The 15,657-nt window shown below is 65.8% G+C and carries 13 protein-coding genes; 10 read left to right on the top strand and 3 right to left on the bottom strand.

Features of this window, described 5'->3' with window-relative positions; translation table 11 throughout:
* The first annotated feature begins 265 nt into the window (after positions 1-265).
* The 3 genes from ETW24_RS22370 to ETW24_RS22360 are packed head-to-tail and all read left to right on the top strand — an operon-like array spanning position 266 to position 3,137.
* Positions 266-1,729, top strand: coding sequence for a UbiA family prenyltransferase (locus ETW24_RS22370; protein WP_129373303.1), 1,464 nt, complete (start codon positions 266-268; stop codon positions 1,727-1,729).
* Positions 1,726-2,151 carry a GtrA family protein gene (locus ETW24_RS22365; protein ID WP_129373302.1) on the top strand — a complete coding sequence of 142 codons (426 nt, stop codon included), beginning with the start codon at positions 1,726-1,728 and terminating at the stop codon, positions 2,149-2,151. Before ETW24_RS22370 ends, ETW24_RS22365 begins: the two co-directional genes overlap by 4 nt.
* Entirely contained in the window at positions 2,148-3,137 is a 990-nt protein-coding gene (locus tag ETW24_RS22360; RefSeq protein WP_129373301.1) for a glycosyltransferase family 2 protein, read from the top strand. Before ETW24_RS22365 ends, ETW24_RS22360 begins: the two co-directional genes overlap by 4 nt.
* Before the next feature lie 16 nt (positions 3,138-3,153).
* Here ETW24_RS22360 and ETW24_RS22355 read toward each other — a convergent pair whose 3' ends face one another.
* Positions 3,154-4,353, bottom strand: coding sequence for a glycosyltransferase family 2 protein (locus ETW24_RS22355; protein ID WP_164982817.1), 1,200 nt, complete (start codon positions 4,351-4,353; stop codon positions 3,154-3,156).
* Between the two features lie 283 nt (positions 4,354-4,636).
* Between ETW24_RS22355 and ETW24_RS22350 the strand changes: the two genes are divergently transcribed.
* From ETW24_RS22350 to ETW24_RS22340, 3 genes are all read left to right on the top strand, one after another.
* A complete protein-coding gene (locus tag ETW24_RS22350; RefSeq protein WP_129373299.1) occupies positions 4,637-5,638 on the top strand; it encodes a sulfotransferase family protein in 1,002 nt (333 codons plus the stop codon).
* Between the two features lie 63 nt (positions 5,639-5,701).
* Positions 5,702-7,987, top strand: a complete 2,286-nt coding sequence (locus ETW24_RS22345) for a GumC family protein (RefSeq protein WP_129373298.1) — start codon at positions 5,702-5,704, stop codon at positions 7,985-7,987.
* A complete protein-coding gene (locus tag ETW24_RS22340) occupies positions 7,984-9,210 on the top strand; it encodes a polysaccharide biosynthesis/export family protein (protein WP_164982816.1) in 1,227 nt (408 codons plus the stop codon). The genes ETW24_RS22345 and ETW24_RS22340 overlap by 4 nt, the downstream gene beginning before the upstream one ends.
* A 113-nt stretch (positions 9,211-9,323) precedes the next feature.
* Here the strand turns inward: ETW24_RS22340 and ETW24_RS22335 are convergent, their stop codons facing one another.
* Positions 9,324-10,217, bottom strand: coding sequence for a family 16 glycosylhydrolase (locus ETW24_RS22335; RefSeq protein WP_164982815.1), 894 nt, complete (start codon positions 10,215-10,217; stop codon positions 9,324-9,326).
* Between the two features lies 1 nt (position 10,218).
* On the bottom strand, positions 10,219-10,908 hold the full coding sequence (locus tag ETW24_RS22330) for a hypothetical protein (protein ID WP_129373295.1): 690 nt from the start codon (positions 10,906-10,908) through the stop codon (positions 10,219-10,221).
* Positions 10,909-11,187: 279 nt separating this feature from the next.
* Here ETW24_RS22330 and ETW24_RS22325 point away from each other — a divergent pair, with 279 nt between their 5' ends.
* Genes ETW24_RS22325 through ETW24_RS22310 form a run of 4 tightly spaced genes read left to right on the top strand, consistent with a single transcriptional unit; the run spans position 11,188 to position 15,131 of the window.
* Complete coding sequence (locus tag ETW24_RS22325; RefSeq protein WP_129373294.1) at positions 11,188-12,099, top strand: glycosyltransferase family 2 protein; 912 nt, start codon at positions 11,188-11,190, stop codon at positions 12,097-12,099.
* Positions 12,096-12,905 (top strand): sulfotransferase family 2 domain-containing protein, encoded by an 810-nt coding sequence (locus tag ETW24_RS22320; protein ID WP_129373293.1) that lies wholly within the window; start codon positions 12,096-12,098, stop codon positions 12,903-12,905. Before ETW24_RS22325 ends, ETW24_RS22320 begins: the two co-directional genes overlap by 4 nt.
* Positions 12,886-13,848: a glycosyltransferase family 2 protein gene (locus ETW24_RS22315; protein WP_164982813.1), complete on the top strand. Its 963-nt coding sequence runs from the start codon at positions 12,886-12,888 to the stop codon at positions 13,846-13,848. The genes ETW24_RS22320 and ETW24_RS22315 overlap by 20 nt, the downstream gene beginning before the upstream one ends.
* A complete protein-coding gene (locus ETW24_RS22310; protein ID WP_129373291.1) occupies positions 13,845-15,131 on the top strand; it encodes a glycosyltransferase family 4 protein in 1,287 nt (428 codons plus the stop codon). Before ETW24_RS22315 ends, ETW24_RS22310 begins: the two co-directional genes overlap by 4 nt.
* Positions 15,132-15,657 lie beyond the last annotated feature (526 nt).

Here is a 15,657-nt window from a genome sequence, read left to right as displayed (position 1 = left end):
GCATTTTGCGCCAGGGTCTGTTTGGACCTGATGTTCAAACGGAACACGTCCCGCCGCTGATCCCCCGCTTCGCCTAAAGGTAATCACGAGACCTGTTCTTGCGTCAAGCATCTGTTCCGGTGCGCAATTGCCCAGGGCCGTTTGGAGGAGGCCCCGCGCATTTACGCAAGACATTGCAATTGTTTGCTCTATGTTTCTTGATCGGGCGCCGGGCTTGGAACCAGGATGCCGGGTGCGCGCCACTCTGTTTTATTGCGGGATTGCGATGGATGATTCACGGGGGCTCGGGACCCTTACCAAAGCCGGAATTGCGGATCTGACGCTGGTCGTCGACCTCGACGGCAGCCTGCTGCGGACGGATATGCTGTTTGAAACGGCCTGGTCGGCGCTGTCGCGCCGATGGACCAGCGTGCTGCCGGTACTGGGCAAGCTGGGCCAGGGCCGGGCGCCGCTGAAGCGGTTTCTGGAACGCGCCGGCCCGGTTGATGCGGCGACGCTGCCTTATAATGAAAAAGTGATCGCCTATGTCGCCGAATGGCGCCAGCAGGGCGGCCGCACAGCGCTGGTCTCGGCCTCGGACCAGAACATCGTGACGCGTATCGCCGATCATTTGGAACTGTTCGACGAGGCGATCGGCTCGGACGGGCAGGAAAACCTGAAGGGAGAGGCCAAGGCGGCACGGCTGCGGGCGCTTTATGGCGACAAAGGATACGCCTATATCGGCGACTCCCGGGCGGATCTGGCGGTCTGGCGCAGTGCCGCCCAGGCGGTCACCGTGGGCCTGCCGCCGCGGCTGGCGGCAGAGGCGGAGCGCACCACCGGGACCGTGCTGCACCTGACCCCCAGGGAGGACCGTCTGCGGCCGCTGCTGCGGGCGATGCGGCCGCATCAATGGCTGAAGAATGTCCTGGTGTTCCTGCCGCTGATGGCGGCGCATCAGTTCGGCCTTGCAGCCATCGTGCAGACGCTGATGGCCTTTGCCGCCTACAGCCTGATTGCCTCCTCGGTTTATCTGCTGAATGATCTGCTGGATCTGGCCGCCGACCGGGTGCACCCGCGCAAACGGCTGCGGCCCTTTGCCAGCGGCCGGCTGCCGCTGGCCTGGGGCACGGTGCTGGCGCCGGGGCTGCTGCTGGCCGGCTTTGCCATTGCCTTTGCGCTCGGGCCGGCCTTTGCGGCGGTGATGGCATTCTACTATGCGGTCACCACGGTCTATTCCTTCCTGCTCAAGCGCCGCCTGGTGGTGGACATCTGCGCGCTGGCCGGCCTTTACACCCTGCGGATCATCGCCGGGGGGGTGGCCACCGGGATCCCGCTGTCGGTCTGGCTGCTGGCGTTTTCGATGTTCTTCTTCTTTGCGCTGGCGGCGATGAAGCGGCAGGCCGAGCTGGTTGCCGAAGGCGGCGGCGGGGACAAGACGGTGGCCGGGCGCGGCTACCGCACATCGGACACGCCGCTGGTGGCCAATATGGCGGTGTCTTCGGGCTATATGTCGGTGCTGGTGATGGCGCTTTATCTCAACACCGGCGGGGTGCGCGAGCTTTATGCCTATCCGGAGGCGCTGTGGGGCATCTGCCTGGTGCTGCTGTTCTGGCTCAGCCGGATGGTGATGATCACCCACCGCGGCTGGATGCATGATGATCCGGTGGTGTTTGCGGCGCGGGATTATGTTTCCATTGTCTGCCTGGCGCTGATCTTTCTGTTTGCCCTGGGCGGGGTGATGCTGTGAGCGGCACCGCGCTGGCCCTGCGCTATGGCGCCTTTGCGGTGCTGGCGGTGCTGGCCAATCTGGCGGTGCAGCGGCTGGTGCTGGCTGCAAGCGGCAGCAGCGCGGGCGGTTTTGCCGCCGCGGTGGGCTGCGGCACAATCGCCGGGCTGGCCCTGAAATATGTCCTGGATAAGCGCTGGATCTTTGCCGATGCGACCCGGGGACTGGCCGCGCATGGCCGGAAATTCACGCTGTATACCGCGATGGGGCTGGTCACGACCGCGATCTTCTGGGGCACCGAGACCGTCTTTTGGCTGCTGTGGCAGAGCGATGCAATGCGCGAGCTGGGCGCGGTGCTGGGACTTGCTGTGGGCTATGCGGTCAAATACCGGCTCGACCGCCGCTTTGTGTTCCGCGAGACGATGCGGGTGCGGGCGGCATGAAGCCGGCCGCGCCCGTAGCGCCGCCGCGGGCAACCATCGTGATTGCCGCCTATAACGCCGAAGCCACGCTGGAGCGGGCCTTGCGCTCGGCCTTTGCCCAGACGGTGCCGGTTGAGGTCGTGGTGGTTGACGATGCCTCGCAGGACGGCACTGCGGATCTGGCCGAGCGGCTGTGCCGCGGCGTGCCGCGGGCCACGGTGCTGCGCCAGCCGCGCAATGCCGGGCCCGCCGCAGCCCGCAACCGCGCCATTGAGGCCGCCACGGCGCCCTGGATTGCAGTGCTGGACGCCGATGACCACATGGCCCCGGACCGTATCGCCCGGCTGGCGGCCGAGGCCGAGGCCGGGGCGCTCGATTGCCTGGCGGATGATCTTTACATGGTCACCGAGGATGACCCTGCGGCTACCGCACGGCGGCTCTGGAGCCCGCATGACTTCGGGCGGATGCAGATCACGCTGGAGCTTTTTGCGGACGCCAATACGCATGGCAGCCGCGGCCAGCGGGGCGAGCTGGGCTTTATCAAACCGCTGATGCGGCGCGCCTTTCTGCAGCAAAACGGGCTGCGCTACGCCGAGGATCTGCGATTGGCCGAGGATTATATTCTCTATGCCCGGGTGCTTGCCGCCGGGGCGGCCTTCCGGCTGGTGGACCCGCGGGGCTATTTCGCCGTTTACCGGGAAAACTCCCTGAGCGGCTGCCACAGCACAGATGATCTCGGGGCGCTGGTGCAGGCCGACCGGCGGCTGCTCAGCGCGCCGGAGCTGGACCACAGCGCCCGTGCCGCCATCCGCCTCCATTGCCGGGAAGTGCATAAGGAATGGGTCTGGCGGCGGATGATCGACGCCGTGCGGGCCAGGGATCTGCGCAGCATGGCGGCGCTGTGGCTGTCACCGCCCGCAGTGTCGGCGGCGCTGCTGGGAAAACTGCTGGAGCAGGCCTGGTTGCGCGGGCGGCGCAGGCTGGGCCTGGGACGGAGGGAAAGCTAGGGACGGCCTCTGCAAATCACCAGTTATAGGCGCTGGGTGGCAATGTGCTGTTCTCATGCAGCTCCGCGCTGCCAGGATCGGAGACGGGAGCGGGCCGCAGCTGCAGGCGGGTGGTGCCGAGCATCCGGGCAAGGCGCAGGGTTTCGGCCGCATCGCAGCCGGTCAGCGCGCGGCGCAGCGACCACAGCAGACCGCGCCCCAGGCTGGCGGTTATTTCAGACCCGCTGCGCCCGCTGCGGCGCAGCTGCACAAGGCGGGCGCTGTCCTGCGGGCTGAAGACAACCCCGTGCTTGCCGGAGACCGCCCGGCGGCAGATCGCAACCTCAGCCGGGGCCAGCGGCACCGCAGGCGCCGCGGCGGCGGCGGCCTCGAAATCCTCCAGCGCTTCCTGCCACAGCCCGTGCCGGGCAAAGACGCCGCCGCGCTGCAGATGCGCGGCGCGGCGCACCTGCGCCGGTTCGCCTGTGAACATCGCTTCCATCAGCGGCAGCGGCAGATGATCACGCAACCCCCGGAACACCGCCCTGTCCTGCTCGGCCCAGACGCGGTCGGCGGCGCTGGCGGCGTGGCGGTGGCCGGCCGGGCCGCGTTCACCGTCGTGCTTGCGCTGCAGAAACAGCACCCGGCTGGTCATCTCTATGGGAAAGCGCACCGCCAGCCGCACAATCATGTCGTAATCGATCGAGCGCGGCAGATCCTCGCGGAACGGGCCGGCCCGGTCATAACACTGGCGCCGCACCAGGGTGGCGTTCTGGAACAGAAAGATATCCTCCAGCAGATGGCGCAGCGGCGAGCCGGTGCCAAGATCGGGCCAATAGCCGGGGCCGGTCGCCTCGCGGCCCTGCGGGGTATCGCGGAACCGGTTGTAGCTGCCCCCCGCGATGCCGGTCCCGGGGGCCGCGTCCAATATCCCCGCCAGCCGCTCTGCCGCGTCCGGGGCGGCAATGTCATCGTCGTCGCAGATCCAGATGTAATCGCCGCCGGCCAGCGCCAGCGCCCGGTTCAGCGCCGCCGCCTTGCCGGCATTTTCCGCCCGGTGGTATTGCAGCCGCGGATCGCGGACGGCGGCCACGGCTTCACTGGTGCCATCAGAAGAGCCATCATCCCAGACAATGATCTGATCAACCGGCCGCGACTGCTGCTGCAGCGCCGCCAGCGCCTCCAGGAGGTAATCTCTGCGGTTGAACGTCGGAACGATGACGGAAATTGCCGGCACACTGCAGCCTGTTGAAATCCCTTACCGGTTCACTATCCGGCCCGGCCGGCGATTTGTCCACAGGCGATGTCCAATCGCGCCGCAAGCCTGCCACTGATGCCGGGAGCGATGCGCGCAGGGAGCCGGAACAGCCCAATCTGCGGCGCGCAGACCACAGGCCGGCCGTAATCGCGTTGCCGGCCTCTCGTGTTGCCCTAGTCTTCTATGCAGTCGCATTTTCCTGCCGCCGCAACGCGTTCTCTGCCACGCGGATATTCAGGCTTAGTTTGAGGTACCGGTTCCGGTGAATAAAATTGCTCCGCATCCCGACAAAACGCCGATCCGTTTTGATGCCGGGCCCGGTACCCGCCGGGGTCCCGATTTCATCATCGGCGGGGCGCCGAAATGCGGCACCACATCGCTGCATTTCATCCTCGATCAGCACCCGGCGATTTCGCTGCCGCAGGATGAGGTGCATTTCTTTGATGCCGACGACCCGATTGCGCATCCCGATTTCCTGAGCGTGCAGGGCGGTGCGCTGCAATGGTGGGATCCGCGGCCCGGGGCGCAGGCCAATCAGGACTGGTACGCAGGCCGCTTTCCCCGCCCGGTGCCGGGCGGGCTGGTGGGTGAGGATTCGACCACCTATCTGATGTCGGAACTGGCGGCCCGGCGGATCGCGGCGCAGCTGCCCGATGCCAGGCTGGTGTTTATGCTGCGCCATCCGGTGCAGCGCGCCTATTCGCAGTACTGGCACCTGATCAAGACGTCCCGCGCCGCCGAGAGTTTTGAGACCGCGATCCTGCGCTATCCCCATATCCTGCTGGGATCGGGCTATGCGGCCGGCCTGCAGCGCTTTATCAGCGCGCTTGGCCGGGACCGGGTGCATGTCTGCCTGTTCGAGGACTTCCGCGCCGATATTCAGGGCTGCGTTGACGGGGTGACGCATTTTCTGGGGGCCGATCCGATGCGGGTCGACCCCGAGCGGGCCTGGTTCAACCGCACCAGATATCCCGCGCGCCCGGCCTTGCACCGGATGGCGAACCGGATCGGGCGGCATCTGGTGCGCGGCCGCTACCGGCAGCATATGGGCGGTTCCGCCACGCTGGCCCGGCGGGTGGAGAACAAACTGCATTACTGGTGGTTCGCGCATGTCAGCCCGCGCTTCATGACCGCCGGGCGGCCGCCGCCGATGGCCGCCGCCACACAGGCCTATCTGGAACAGCATCTGTCGGCCCGCAATGCGGGTCTCTCAACGCTGCTGGACCGCGATCTGCCGTCAATCTGGCCAGGGATGAGGTGCTGAAATGAGACATGGAACACAAGCAGTGCGCCCGGGCGCAGAGCCGGGCAACGGAGGACCGGGCCATTGAACCGGCGCAGCGGGGTTTTCAGTTTCATGGCGGATGATCCGCTTGATGCCACGCCGCGCGACGGTGCGGTCAAACTGTCCGATATCTATCTGTTTTTCTGGCGCCGCTGGCTGCTGATCGGGCTGATCTTTCTGGCCGTGGTGGTGGTGAACGGGGTGATGCTGATGCAGATCCAGCCGCGTTATACCGCCACCGCCGAGGTGACCCTGGTGGATCCGCGGCAGAACAGCACCCCGATTGCCGACCTGCTGACCGGCGTGCCGCTGAGCCGCCAGGTGGTCGAGCAGGAAATTGCGACGATGCGCTCCAAGGCGTTCATGATCGAGGTGGTGAAGCGCCTGGGCGTCGATGAAACCTCGCCGATGCTGGAGGCCGGCGGCCCGCCGCCGCTGCCGCTGCGCGTGCTGGGTTCGGTCAAGCGGTTCGTATCCGGGCTGATCCGCTCCAAACCTGCGGCAGACGCTGCCGGCAAGCCGTCGGCGGCCAGTGTGCCGCTGCCGCAAACCGCCGCGGACACCGAGGCCACGGCGCAGATCCTGGCCGGAGACATGCTGCAATACGGTCCCGCCGCCGACCGCCTGGCTGCCTTGCTGCAGATTGAACAGAGCGGCAACGGCTATGGCATCAGCCTGTCGGCCGAGGCGGCGGATCCGCTGTTTGCAGCCGCCATCGCCAATGCAGTGGCCGCCGAATACCCGCGCTTCAGCCTTGGCCTGCGCAGCCAGGCCATCGAAGAACAGGTGCAGCTGCTGAGCGGCCGCGTTGAAGAGCTGGGGCATAACCTGGAAGAGGCCGAAACCGCGGTGGTGGACTTCCAGACCCGCGTCGCAGGCGTCAACCAGGACAATGCCGACCGGCTGAACCGGCAGATCGAGAACCTGGGCCGGGCGCTGATCGAGGCAAGGACAGAAATCGTGACCGTCGAAGCACAGCGTCTCCAGGTGCTGGAACTGGTGGCGGCCGATGGCCCCGCCGCAGCCTCGCAGGTGCTGGATTCACCGATTTTGAGCGGCCTGCGCCTGCAGCTGTCCGGCCACCGGATTGAGCGCAGCCGCGCGGCCGGGCAGTTTGGCGCCGATGCGCCGCAGGTGGCGGCGCTGGATGCGGTGATTGCACGGGTCAAGGAAGAAGCGGCGCTGGAGACCACCCGCATCGTCGCGGAATATCAGACCCGGGCCAGCATTGCCTCTGCTGTGGTGGCCTCGATCGAAGAGAAACTGACGGGGCTGGAGCAGCTGGTCAACGCCCGCTCGCGCAATATGGTCGAACTGGCCAAGCTGCGCCGCATCGCCGATGCCAACCGGATCGCCTATGAGGAATTCCTCAAGGTGGCCACGGAATCGGCGCAGCTGAAAGCGCTGCAGCAGCCGTCGGTGCGGCTGCTGTCCTTTGCCGAAGTCCCGCAGACCCCCAGTGCGCCAAGGTCGCTGCTGCGGCTGGCCATCGCGGGTGTGGCGGGGCTGGCCATCGGACTGGGAGCGGCGCTGCTGCTTGAGCTGACCAGCAACAGCATCAAGACCACCCGCGCCTTGCGCCAGGCGACCGGCCTGCCGGTCATCGGCAGCCTTTCGCATCTGCGCAAAAAACGGGCGGCACAGCTGCTTGGCCGCCTGGGCAGCGGCGCACAGCTGCCTGCAGCGGAACGCACCCTGGTCGAAGAGGGGCGCAAACTGGCGCTGTTCCTGTCCGGCGCCGCCGACCGCGGCCGCGGCACTATCGTCTTTACTTCGGCGCTGCCGGGCGAAGGCAAGGCCCTGACCGCAGCGCTGGTGGCGCATGCGCTGGCCGCGCGCGGCCAGTCGGTCATCCTGGTCGATGCGGCACAGGACAGTGCCAAGGCAAACCGCGCGCCCTCCCCGGCTGCCGGGGACACAGAGGCTGCGGGGCCGGTTCCGGGCGGGGTTGTCCGCTCCCCGGCGGGCTATTGGTTCCTGTCGGTTGCCGAGACCGCCCGGACCGGTCTGGACTGCCTGCCGGACCGCTGGATCGAAACCGCGGTGACCAGCCTGGCAGACAAATACGACTATGTTCTGATCAATACCACGCCGGTGCTGTCGCTGGGCAACGTGTCAAGCTTCCTGCGCCATGCGGATGCCCTGGTGGTGGCCTCGCGGTGGAACGCCACAGCCCAGCAAACCGTGGAAACCTGCATTGAGCGGCTCCGCGATCTGCGGGCGCAGAACATCTATGCGGTGATGACCGGGGTCAAACGCCGCGCCGAGCGGAAATACGAGTATCCCGGATTTATGAAAACCGTCAAACCATGGTGGAAACAGACATGATGCAGACCCTGCGATCTGCCGCAGCCCTGGCCTGGGTGCTGCTGACCCTGCTGGCCGCAGCCGGAGCTGCCGCAGCCCCTTACCGGCTTGGCCCCGAGGACACCGTGTCGCTGCGGGTGGTTGCCTGGAACGACGAGAGCGCCTCTTATCAATCGATGGAGGCGCTGGCCGGAAACTATACCGTGGCGCCGGATGGCAGCCTGGCAATCCCCATTGCCGGAAGCATTGCCGCCGGCGGCGCCACCGCCGAGGACCTTGCCGCAGAAATCGCGGCAAGGCTGCAGGCCGCGGCAGGCCTGTACCAGCCGCCCGCGGTCTCTATGCAGATCCTGGCCTACCGGCCGTTTTATGTCAGCGGCGATGCCGCCGCGCCTGGCGCCTATGCCTGGCGTCCCGGGCTGACTGCCAGCAAGGCACTGGCGCTGGCCGGCGGGCTTTACCGCAGCCGCAGCCAGTTGCCGGGCGAAGGTACCGAATACCGGCTGGTGAATTCGCTGCGCGGAACCCAGGTGGAGCTGGTGCGGATGCGGGCGCGGCAGGCCCGGCTTATGGCCGAGCAGGCAGGCGCGGAGAGGATCGCCTTTCCGCAAGACCTGCGCCATCCCGACGGTCCGGAGGCTGTTGCACGGATCCTGACCGAAGAAACCGCAATCTTTGATATCCGGGGTGAATCGCAGGTCCGCACCATTGAATCGAACGAGGCGCTGATCGCGCTGTACCATACCGAGCTTGAGGCGCTGAACGGCAAGCTGGAGGGGCAGCGGCGGCAGGTTGAGATTGCCCGTGACCAGGCCGATAAACTGCGCGGCCTGGTGGATCGCGGCGCCGTGGTTGCCAGCCGTCTGGTGGATGCCGAACGCATCCTGGCCAATCTCAACGCCGAGGAACTGGACCTGAACACCGCGATCTTCCGCGCCCGCCAGCGGATCGGCGAAACCCGGCGCGACCTGCTGCAGGCGGTGGACAACCGCCGCCACGAGGTGGTCGCCCAGTTGCAGGACACCCGCCGCAAGATCGAGCTGGAAACCAAGCGCGAGGCGATGTTCCTGGGGCTGGCGGCCTCGCAAGGCTCTGCGCTGGGGGATCTGCCGCTGAGCGTCACCATGAAAGTCCGCCGCAGCACTGCGGACGGGGTTGAGGTGATCACGGTAGGGCCTGATGATGCAATCCGGCCGGGCGACGTCTTTGAGGTGTCGCTGGATTTCACACTCACCACCCAGTAATCCCGTCCCGGGAACCCGGCCGCCCGGGACCGCGCCCGCCGGGAGCTTGAGAAACCGGTCCCGCAGAGCCTGAGCTTGCGCCCGGCCTGCGGGTTTCAGGCCGGATCCAGACTCTATTCCGCCGTCATCAGCTCGCTGCAGGACGGTGTGCCGCCTTCGGGCGGCGTATAGGAGGCGCATTGCACCAGCGCCGAAGCACTGGTGTCCTTGGGCGCGACGCCCGACCAATGCGCCTGTTTTTCACCGCCTGCCCAGAGATCGAAGTAAATCTTCATCGGCGGCCGCGGCACCTGCTCCGCCCCGGTCAGACGGAACAGCTCGGTGCCGCCCGCGGACCAGATGATGGCCTCTTCGGACCAGTCAATTGTATAAAGGCGCGGCGCCGCTGCGGCGTCAAAACCCAGATCGACCCAGGGCGGCTGTTCCAGCGGCGCGCCATCGCGGAAGCGGTTGAAATGCGCTTTGCCGGTGTTTTTGCCGAGAATCTCAAGAGTGATTTCTTCATGGCTGTGGCCGAAATGCGGACCGGTATAAAGATAGAAGGCTGAAATCAGTCCTTTGCCGGCTGCCGCCTGCATGATGACTTCGTAGCGGCCATAGCCGTACCAGTTGCGCCGCTGAACCTGCCCGCTGACAAATTCTTTTGAGGTTTTCCCGGCCTCCAGCAGCGATCCGTCGTCCGATTGGATATCGTCAATGGCCACGCGGTCCGCAGGGGCCGAGGGCGCAAGATGCATACGCACACCTGCCGCTCCGAATTCTACCGCGCCTTTGCGCCAGGCGGTCTGAAACCAGCCGGCGGGATGGTCATATTCAGCACGCCACCAGTTTGTTCCGGGGCCGCTGATCGGGAACACCGTCCGGAACGGTACCCCTGCCGGTTTCCCGTCGATCTGCCCGGCCGCTGCCCCTGTCATCAGCAGGCAGGACAGCCCAAGCGCTGCGGGTGCGAGAACACGCTTCTTGAAACGGCCGGAACATCCGCCCGGGTTTGTTATGGTCGCCACGTCAATACTCCCATCCATGCAAGGAAATTTCATGTTCGAACGCATCGGCAATGATGCGGGTTTGCCGCGGGCTGAAGACCTCGCGGTAGGGCCGCTTGTCCGGGCGCAGGGTGGATTTTGCCTGCGGCAGCCCTTCAAACGGCACCCCTATTTCGGCAAAGAGACCGGCAAGCTCCGCGTCGAGACGGTCATAGCGCAGCACACGGTCGACAAGCGGCTTGCCTCTGGTATCGCAATAAAACGGCGCATTATGACAGAAGATGCGGTTTTCAAGATAGCGGTCCAGCGTCAGCTCCGGATCGTGATGGCGGTGCCAGGCGGCATTGCGGAACATGTGGAAATGCGACAGCGTCTTGTCCCAGGGGTTCCGCTCGACGCAGACCTTCAGGTAGCTGTCCCAGATCCGCGCCGGCAGCCGGGCACGGGCAAAACGGGCCGGGATGTGGTTGTAGATCCGGTCGCGCCGCAGGCATTCCAGAACGTTTTTGCGCAGATCGCCGGACCTGCGCACCCCGCGCCAGGGCGCAAACCAGCCCCGCCAGTTGCGCGGCTTGTGCCCGGGGATGCCCGGGAAGATCGGCGTCACGATATCATCCGGCCCGCAATGCCGGGCCAGCTCCAGTTCGATACTTGTTCCTGCAGACTTCAGCGTCTTCACAAAAATAAGCTTGTGACGATGCGAAACGATCATTCACGATTACCTAAGAACAAAACCACCCGTGCCGTGCAGCACCTCGACCTATCAAATAATATGGCCGCAGGCCCGTTCGGCGAGTTTTTTCTGCAAATTCGGGCTGCCGGGCAGCAGGCTGGCACCCGCAATCCAGGCGCAGGCCTGCCGGCCCGGGCGGCCGGACAGGCAGGCGGGGATTGGTTCTTGCAACAGCTTGAACACTCGTGAATACTTTTCCGGCAACCCATGCGTACCGGCCGTGCCAGGCCAGACCTGTGACAGAGCCCTTCCCGGAGTGTGCCTTTGAAAATTTTCGTCTGTGCGTGTACTTTCAGGCGTCCTGACGGGCTCACCAAACTCCTGCGGTCCTGCCGTGCGCTTGATGTGCGCGACGACATGGAACTGACCTTTATCATCGTGGACAATGATGATGCCCCATCATCCCGGGAGGTGTTTGCGCAGGAAACCCGCGATTTTCCCTGGCCCTGCCGCTATGTGCATGAACCCCGGCCGGGGATTCCGATGGCGCGCAACCGTGTGCTGCAGGAAGCCGGCATCGAAGGCTTCGCTGCCTTTGTCGATGATGATGAAACCGTGACGCCGCCATGGCTGATCGAATTGGTGCGGGCGGCGGACCGCACCGGTGCTGCCTTTGTGCAGGGCCCGGTGCGGATGCTGGTTGATAATGCCCGCGACCAATGGTGGCTGCGCACACTGTTTTTCCAACAACGGCAGTATGCGGATGGTGCAAAACGGACGGAAAGCTGGACCAGCAATGTGCTGCTGGACCTCGGCTTTGCGGCCCGGCACGGCTGCCGCTTCGACGAAAGGCTCAGCTTCACCGGCGGCGAGGACACGCTGTTCTTTCAGGATGTGGCGCGCTCGGGCGGTCTGGGGACTTATGCGGCAAACGCCTGGGTTTGCGAACGGCAGCCGCCGCACCGGCTGTCCTGGCGGTGGGCGGTGAACCGGCAGCTCCGGTTCGGCAACACCCGGGCGCTGACCGTGCTGCTGCGCCGCTCGCAGCTGCAGTCCACAGCCTATTGCCTGGTGCGCGGCGCGGGCATGGTTGTGGTGGGGCTGGGCTGGTTTGCCTGTTCCATCCTTAAAGGCAGGCGCGGTATTGCCAATGGCATTGCGCTGTTTGCCCGGGCCGCAGGTGTTTTCTCGGGCCTGACCGGCGCCCGCATGCTGGGGTATCCGCGATGATGTTCGACAACCGCACCGCCATGGACAAGGCCGGCCTGGGCAGGCTGCAGCAGCGGTTTGACGCGGTGCGCGGCATCGGCCGCAACCACTTCGGTCTGGAAATCGGCGGCCGGATGATCGGGTATTGCTATATCCGCAAGAATGCCTGCTCCAGCTTCAAGAAGATGTTTCTCGAGTGCTCCCCCCACCGGGCGCTGAAGCGCCCGGATCAGCGCCCGATCGACTTTATCCGCCAGCATCACCGCTTGGCGCCGGGTGCGCTGGCCGCCTGCGACCATCTGATCTTTGCCTACCGCGACCCGGCCGAGCGAACGCTGTCGATGTTCCGCAACAAATTCATCGCACAGACCGGCGCCACTGATATCAGTGCAAGCTACACCCGGATTGCCGGCCAGCCGCCGGAAGCCGCAACCTTCCGCAGTTTCATAGAAGGTTATCTGGGACGCCGGTTCTCCCAACTTGACCGCCATGTGCTGCCGCAGCGGATGCATCTGCAGCGGGTCTGCTATACCGACGCCATACCGGTGCAGAATCTTCATGCCGGCATGTGCCGGGTGATCGGGCCAGAGCTGGCAGACCAGTATTTTCTGCAACCGGTCAACCGGACCTCCGACGTGCCGCTGCAGCCGGTGTCCGATGCCGCCGACCGGCCGGTGCAAGAGCTGCGGGAAATCTACGCCCGCGACGGGTATATGCCGGACAATGCAAGCCTGCTGCCCGCCGGGGTGGCAGACCGGCTCCGCAGGCTCTACGCCATGGATTACGACATCATCGGAGCTGCCGGCAATGCCGCCCGCCCGGCCTGACCTGCCTAGGATCACCGTGGCCATGGCCGCGCATGATGCGGAAAGTTTCATCACTGCCGCAATCCGCTCGGCCCTGGGTCAGGAACACGCCGCCGTCAGCGTCGTTGTGGCGGATGATGCCTCGCGCGACGGCACTGCCGGGACGGTGGCCCGCATCGCCGCCCGCGATGGGCGGGTATCGCTGATCCGCTGCCCGGTTAACCTGGGGCCCGGTGGCGCCCGCAACCTGGCCTTTGCGGCGGCAGAGGATGACTGGATCGCGGTGCTGGACAGCGATGACAGCTTTCGGCCCGGCCGCCTGGCGCGGATGCATGCCCATGCGCAGCAGCAGGACGCGGATATCGTGATCGACGATTTTATCTCGGTGGATGCCGCTGGCCAGACCCTGCCCGGACCAGGGCTGGCAGCGCGGCACCCTGCAGGAGTTCTGGATCTGGCCGATTGGCTGCAGCTGAACGACATGGCCCGCGCCAAGCTGAGCTTCGGATATGCAAAGCCGCTGATCTCCCGCCGGTTTCTGGCCGCAAGCGGCCTGCGCTATAATGAAAGCCTGCGCAACGGCGAGGATTTCCACCTGATCCTCGAAGCGCTCGCCGCCGGGGCGCGGCTCTATTTCACCGGCGAGACCGGCTACCGCTATACCCGCCGCGCAGGGTCTGTGTCGCGCCGGGCGCAGGGAGATCACATGCGCGCCCTGCTGGCCGCGGACAAGGCGGTGGCAGCCCGGTTTTCCCCGGCCCAGCACGCTGCGGCGGCCAGGCCGCTGGCCGCCCGGCGGCGCAACCTGCAGAACCTGATCACCACCGAGGAAGTCCTGGCCAACCTGAAAGCCAGGCACCCTGGCGCGGCGGCGGCCCGCCTGGCGCGCCATCCTGGCGCCCTGGGGCGGGTGACCGGGCATCTGGCTGAGGCCCTGCGCAAACGCATCGGTGCGCGCGGGTGACCGGCGGAGCAGGGAACAGGGCAGGCGGCAGGACAGAGGGCAAACGGCCCGCAACCCTGATCGTCGCGCGGCGGCTGGATGGCGCGCGCTCAGGCAGCAACACCTATCTGAAGGTCTATCTGCAACTGTGCCGGGACGCCGGGCTGTCGACCCGGATTGTCTTTGCGCCGCGGCGGTCCTTCGGCAACCTGGCCTGGGCCCGTCTCGACCCCGGCATTGCGGATCTTGCGGATCAGATCGACTGGGCGCAGGCGCTGCGCATCGGCAGAACCCGGATTTCGCTGTCGCCGGCGGTCTGGCTGCGCATGGCCCGCAGGGCCGCCGCGGAAGGGTGGCGGCGGTTGAGCGGGCAGGGCGGCAGCCCCTATCCGAGCCTGCTTGGCGTTGAGCTGCCGCCGCGGGAATCCGAGGAGGTGATGGCGCGCGCGCGGAGAGCTGACGCCGAGGTGCTGACCGTGGAATACAGCAGCCTCGGCCCGCTGCTGGACCAGCTGGAGGCGCGCATGCGTGTTGTGTTCCTGCATGATCTGTTTTCGCTGCGGGCCGAAAACTTTGCCGCGCAGGGGCTGCAGCCCGACCATTCGGTGATCACCCTGGCCGAAGAGGCGCAGCGCTGCCGGGCGGCGGACCTCCTGATCCATGCCAGCTGCATCGAACGCGACCGCTTGCGGCCGCTGCTGCCCGGCGCCCGGCACGAATGGATGCCGCCCGCGGCACAGGCCGTCCGCCCCCGCGCAGAGCCCGGCACAGAGCCGCACGGGCTGTTTCTCGGCTCTGTTCACGGCGGCAACACCGAAGCGCTTGGCTTCCTGCGCCGGCACGTCTGGCCAAAGGTGCGCGCCGGGCTTCCCGATGCAAAGCTGTGGATCGCAGGGTCAATCGCAGCCACGGTTTCCGCCCGGGAGGCGCAGGCCGAAGGGCTGGTGCTGCTTGGGCCGGTGGACGATCTGGCCGCCCTTGGCGGGCCGCAAGCGGTCGGGCTGGCGCCGATGAAGACCGGCAGCGGCATCCCGATCAAGGTGGTGGACTACCTTTCATTGGGTATGCCGGTGGCGGTGACACCCGGGACATTGGACGCTTTTGGCGGCGCGCTGGACGGCTTCGTAGCCGTTTCCGACTCGGATGCCGACTATGCCGCCACGGTCTGTGCCCTGCTGCGCAACGATTCGGAGCGCGAAAACCTGTCAATGGCTTCCGCATCGGCAATTTCGCAACTCCGTAATCCGGAGCTGACCGGCATCCTTGACAGCCAGGCAGGCGATTCAATTTGCCAGGATGTTTGAAATACCTGAAACAAAACATTTCTCCCCGAACACTCCGTATTCCGGAATGGTTTTTCCATTTGGTTAACACAGCATTAACGTGCGCTCTGAAATACCATGACGCGAATGGTTCGGCATAATTTCGCCGGCACGCCCGCTGCCCGCGCTCGGATTATTGCCCATGCGCGAGCAAACTTCGAATTCCTATTTGAACGCGCTGGAAATGGGCCGCGAGTTGGGGCAGGTTCGCAAAAAATTCGGGTAACGAGGAAAACATCGATGCAGTTCAAGCGCAGCGCTTCCGCGCTTTGCGCGTGGCGTAGCCGCGCATCATACCAACGGTTACCGGGCGGCAGTTTTGAGCCCCGGGATCCTGCCTCAAGCACAACGCCTTGAGGCATCTGTTTTTTTGCACCCTGCTCCCCTAGGCCAGCAGGGCTGTTAAGAGACACGGCCTGCGTCTCCGGAAGCAGGCAAGGGGGGAGAACAGCCTGTCGCGCAGCAGCGCGGCGGTCAAAGAATATGCCCTGAAGATGCCGTTAAATCA

This window comes from Leisingera sp. NJS204 (genome assembly GCF_004123675.1).
GTDB lineage: Bacteria > Pseudomonadota > Alphaproteobacteria > Rhodobacterales > Rhodobacteraceae > Leisingera.
Note: the sequence above shows the minus strand (reverse complement) of the source record. Positions and strands in the feature narration are given on the sequence as shown.

Coding starts and splice junctions, on each gene's coding strand:
- ETW24_RS22330 (WP_129373295.1), bottom strand. CDS start 10,908: ATGATCGTTTCGCATCGTCACAAGCTTATTTTTGTGAAGACGCTGAAG.
- ETW24_RS22320 (WP_129373293.1), top strand. CDS start 12,096: ATGATGTTCGACAACCGCACCGCCATGGACAAGGCCGGCCTGGGCAGG.
- ETW24_RS22340 (WP_164982816.1), top strand. CDS start 7,984: ATGATGCAGACCCTGCGATCTGCCGCAGCCCTGGCCTGGGTGCTGCTG.
- ETW24_RS22360 (WP_129373301.1), top strand. CDS start 2,148: ATGAAGCCGGCCGCGCCCGTAGCGCCGCCGCGGGCAACCATCGTGATT.
- ETW24_RS22370 (WP_129373303.1), top strand. CDS start 266: ATGGATGATTCACGGGGGCTCGGGACCCTTACCAAAGCCGGAATTGCG.
- ETW24_RS22315 (WP_164982813.1), top strand. CDS start 12,886: ATGCCGCCCGCCCGGCCTGACCTGCCTAGGATCACCGTGGCCATGGCC.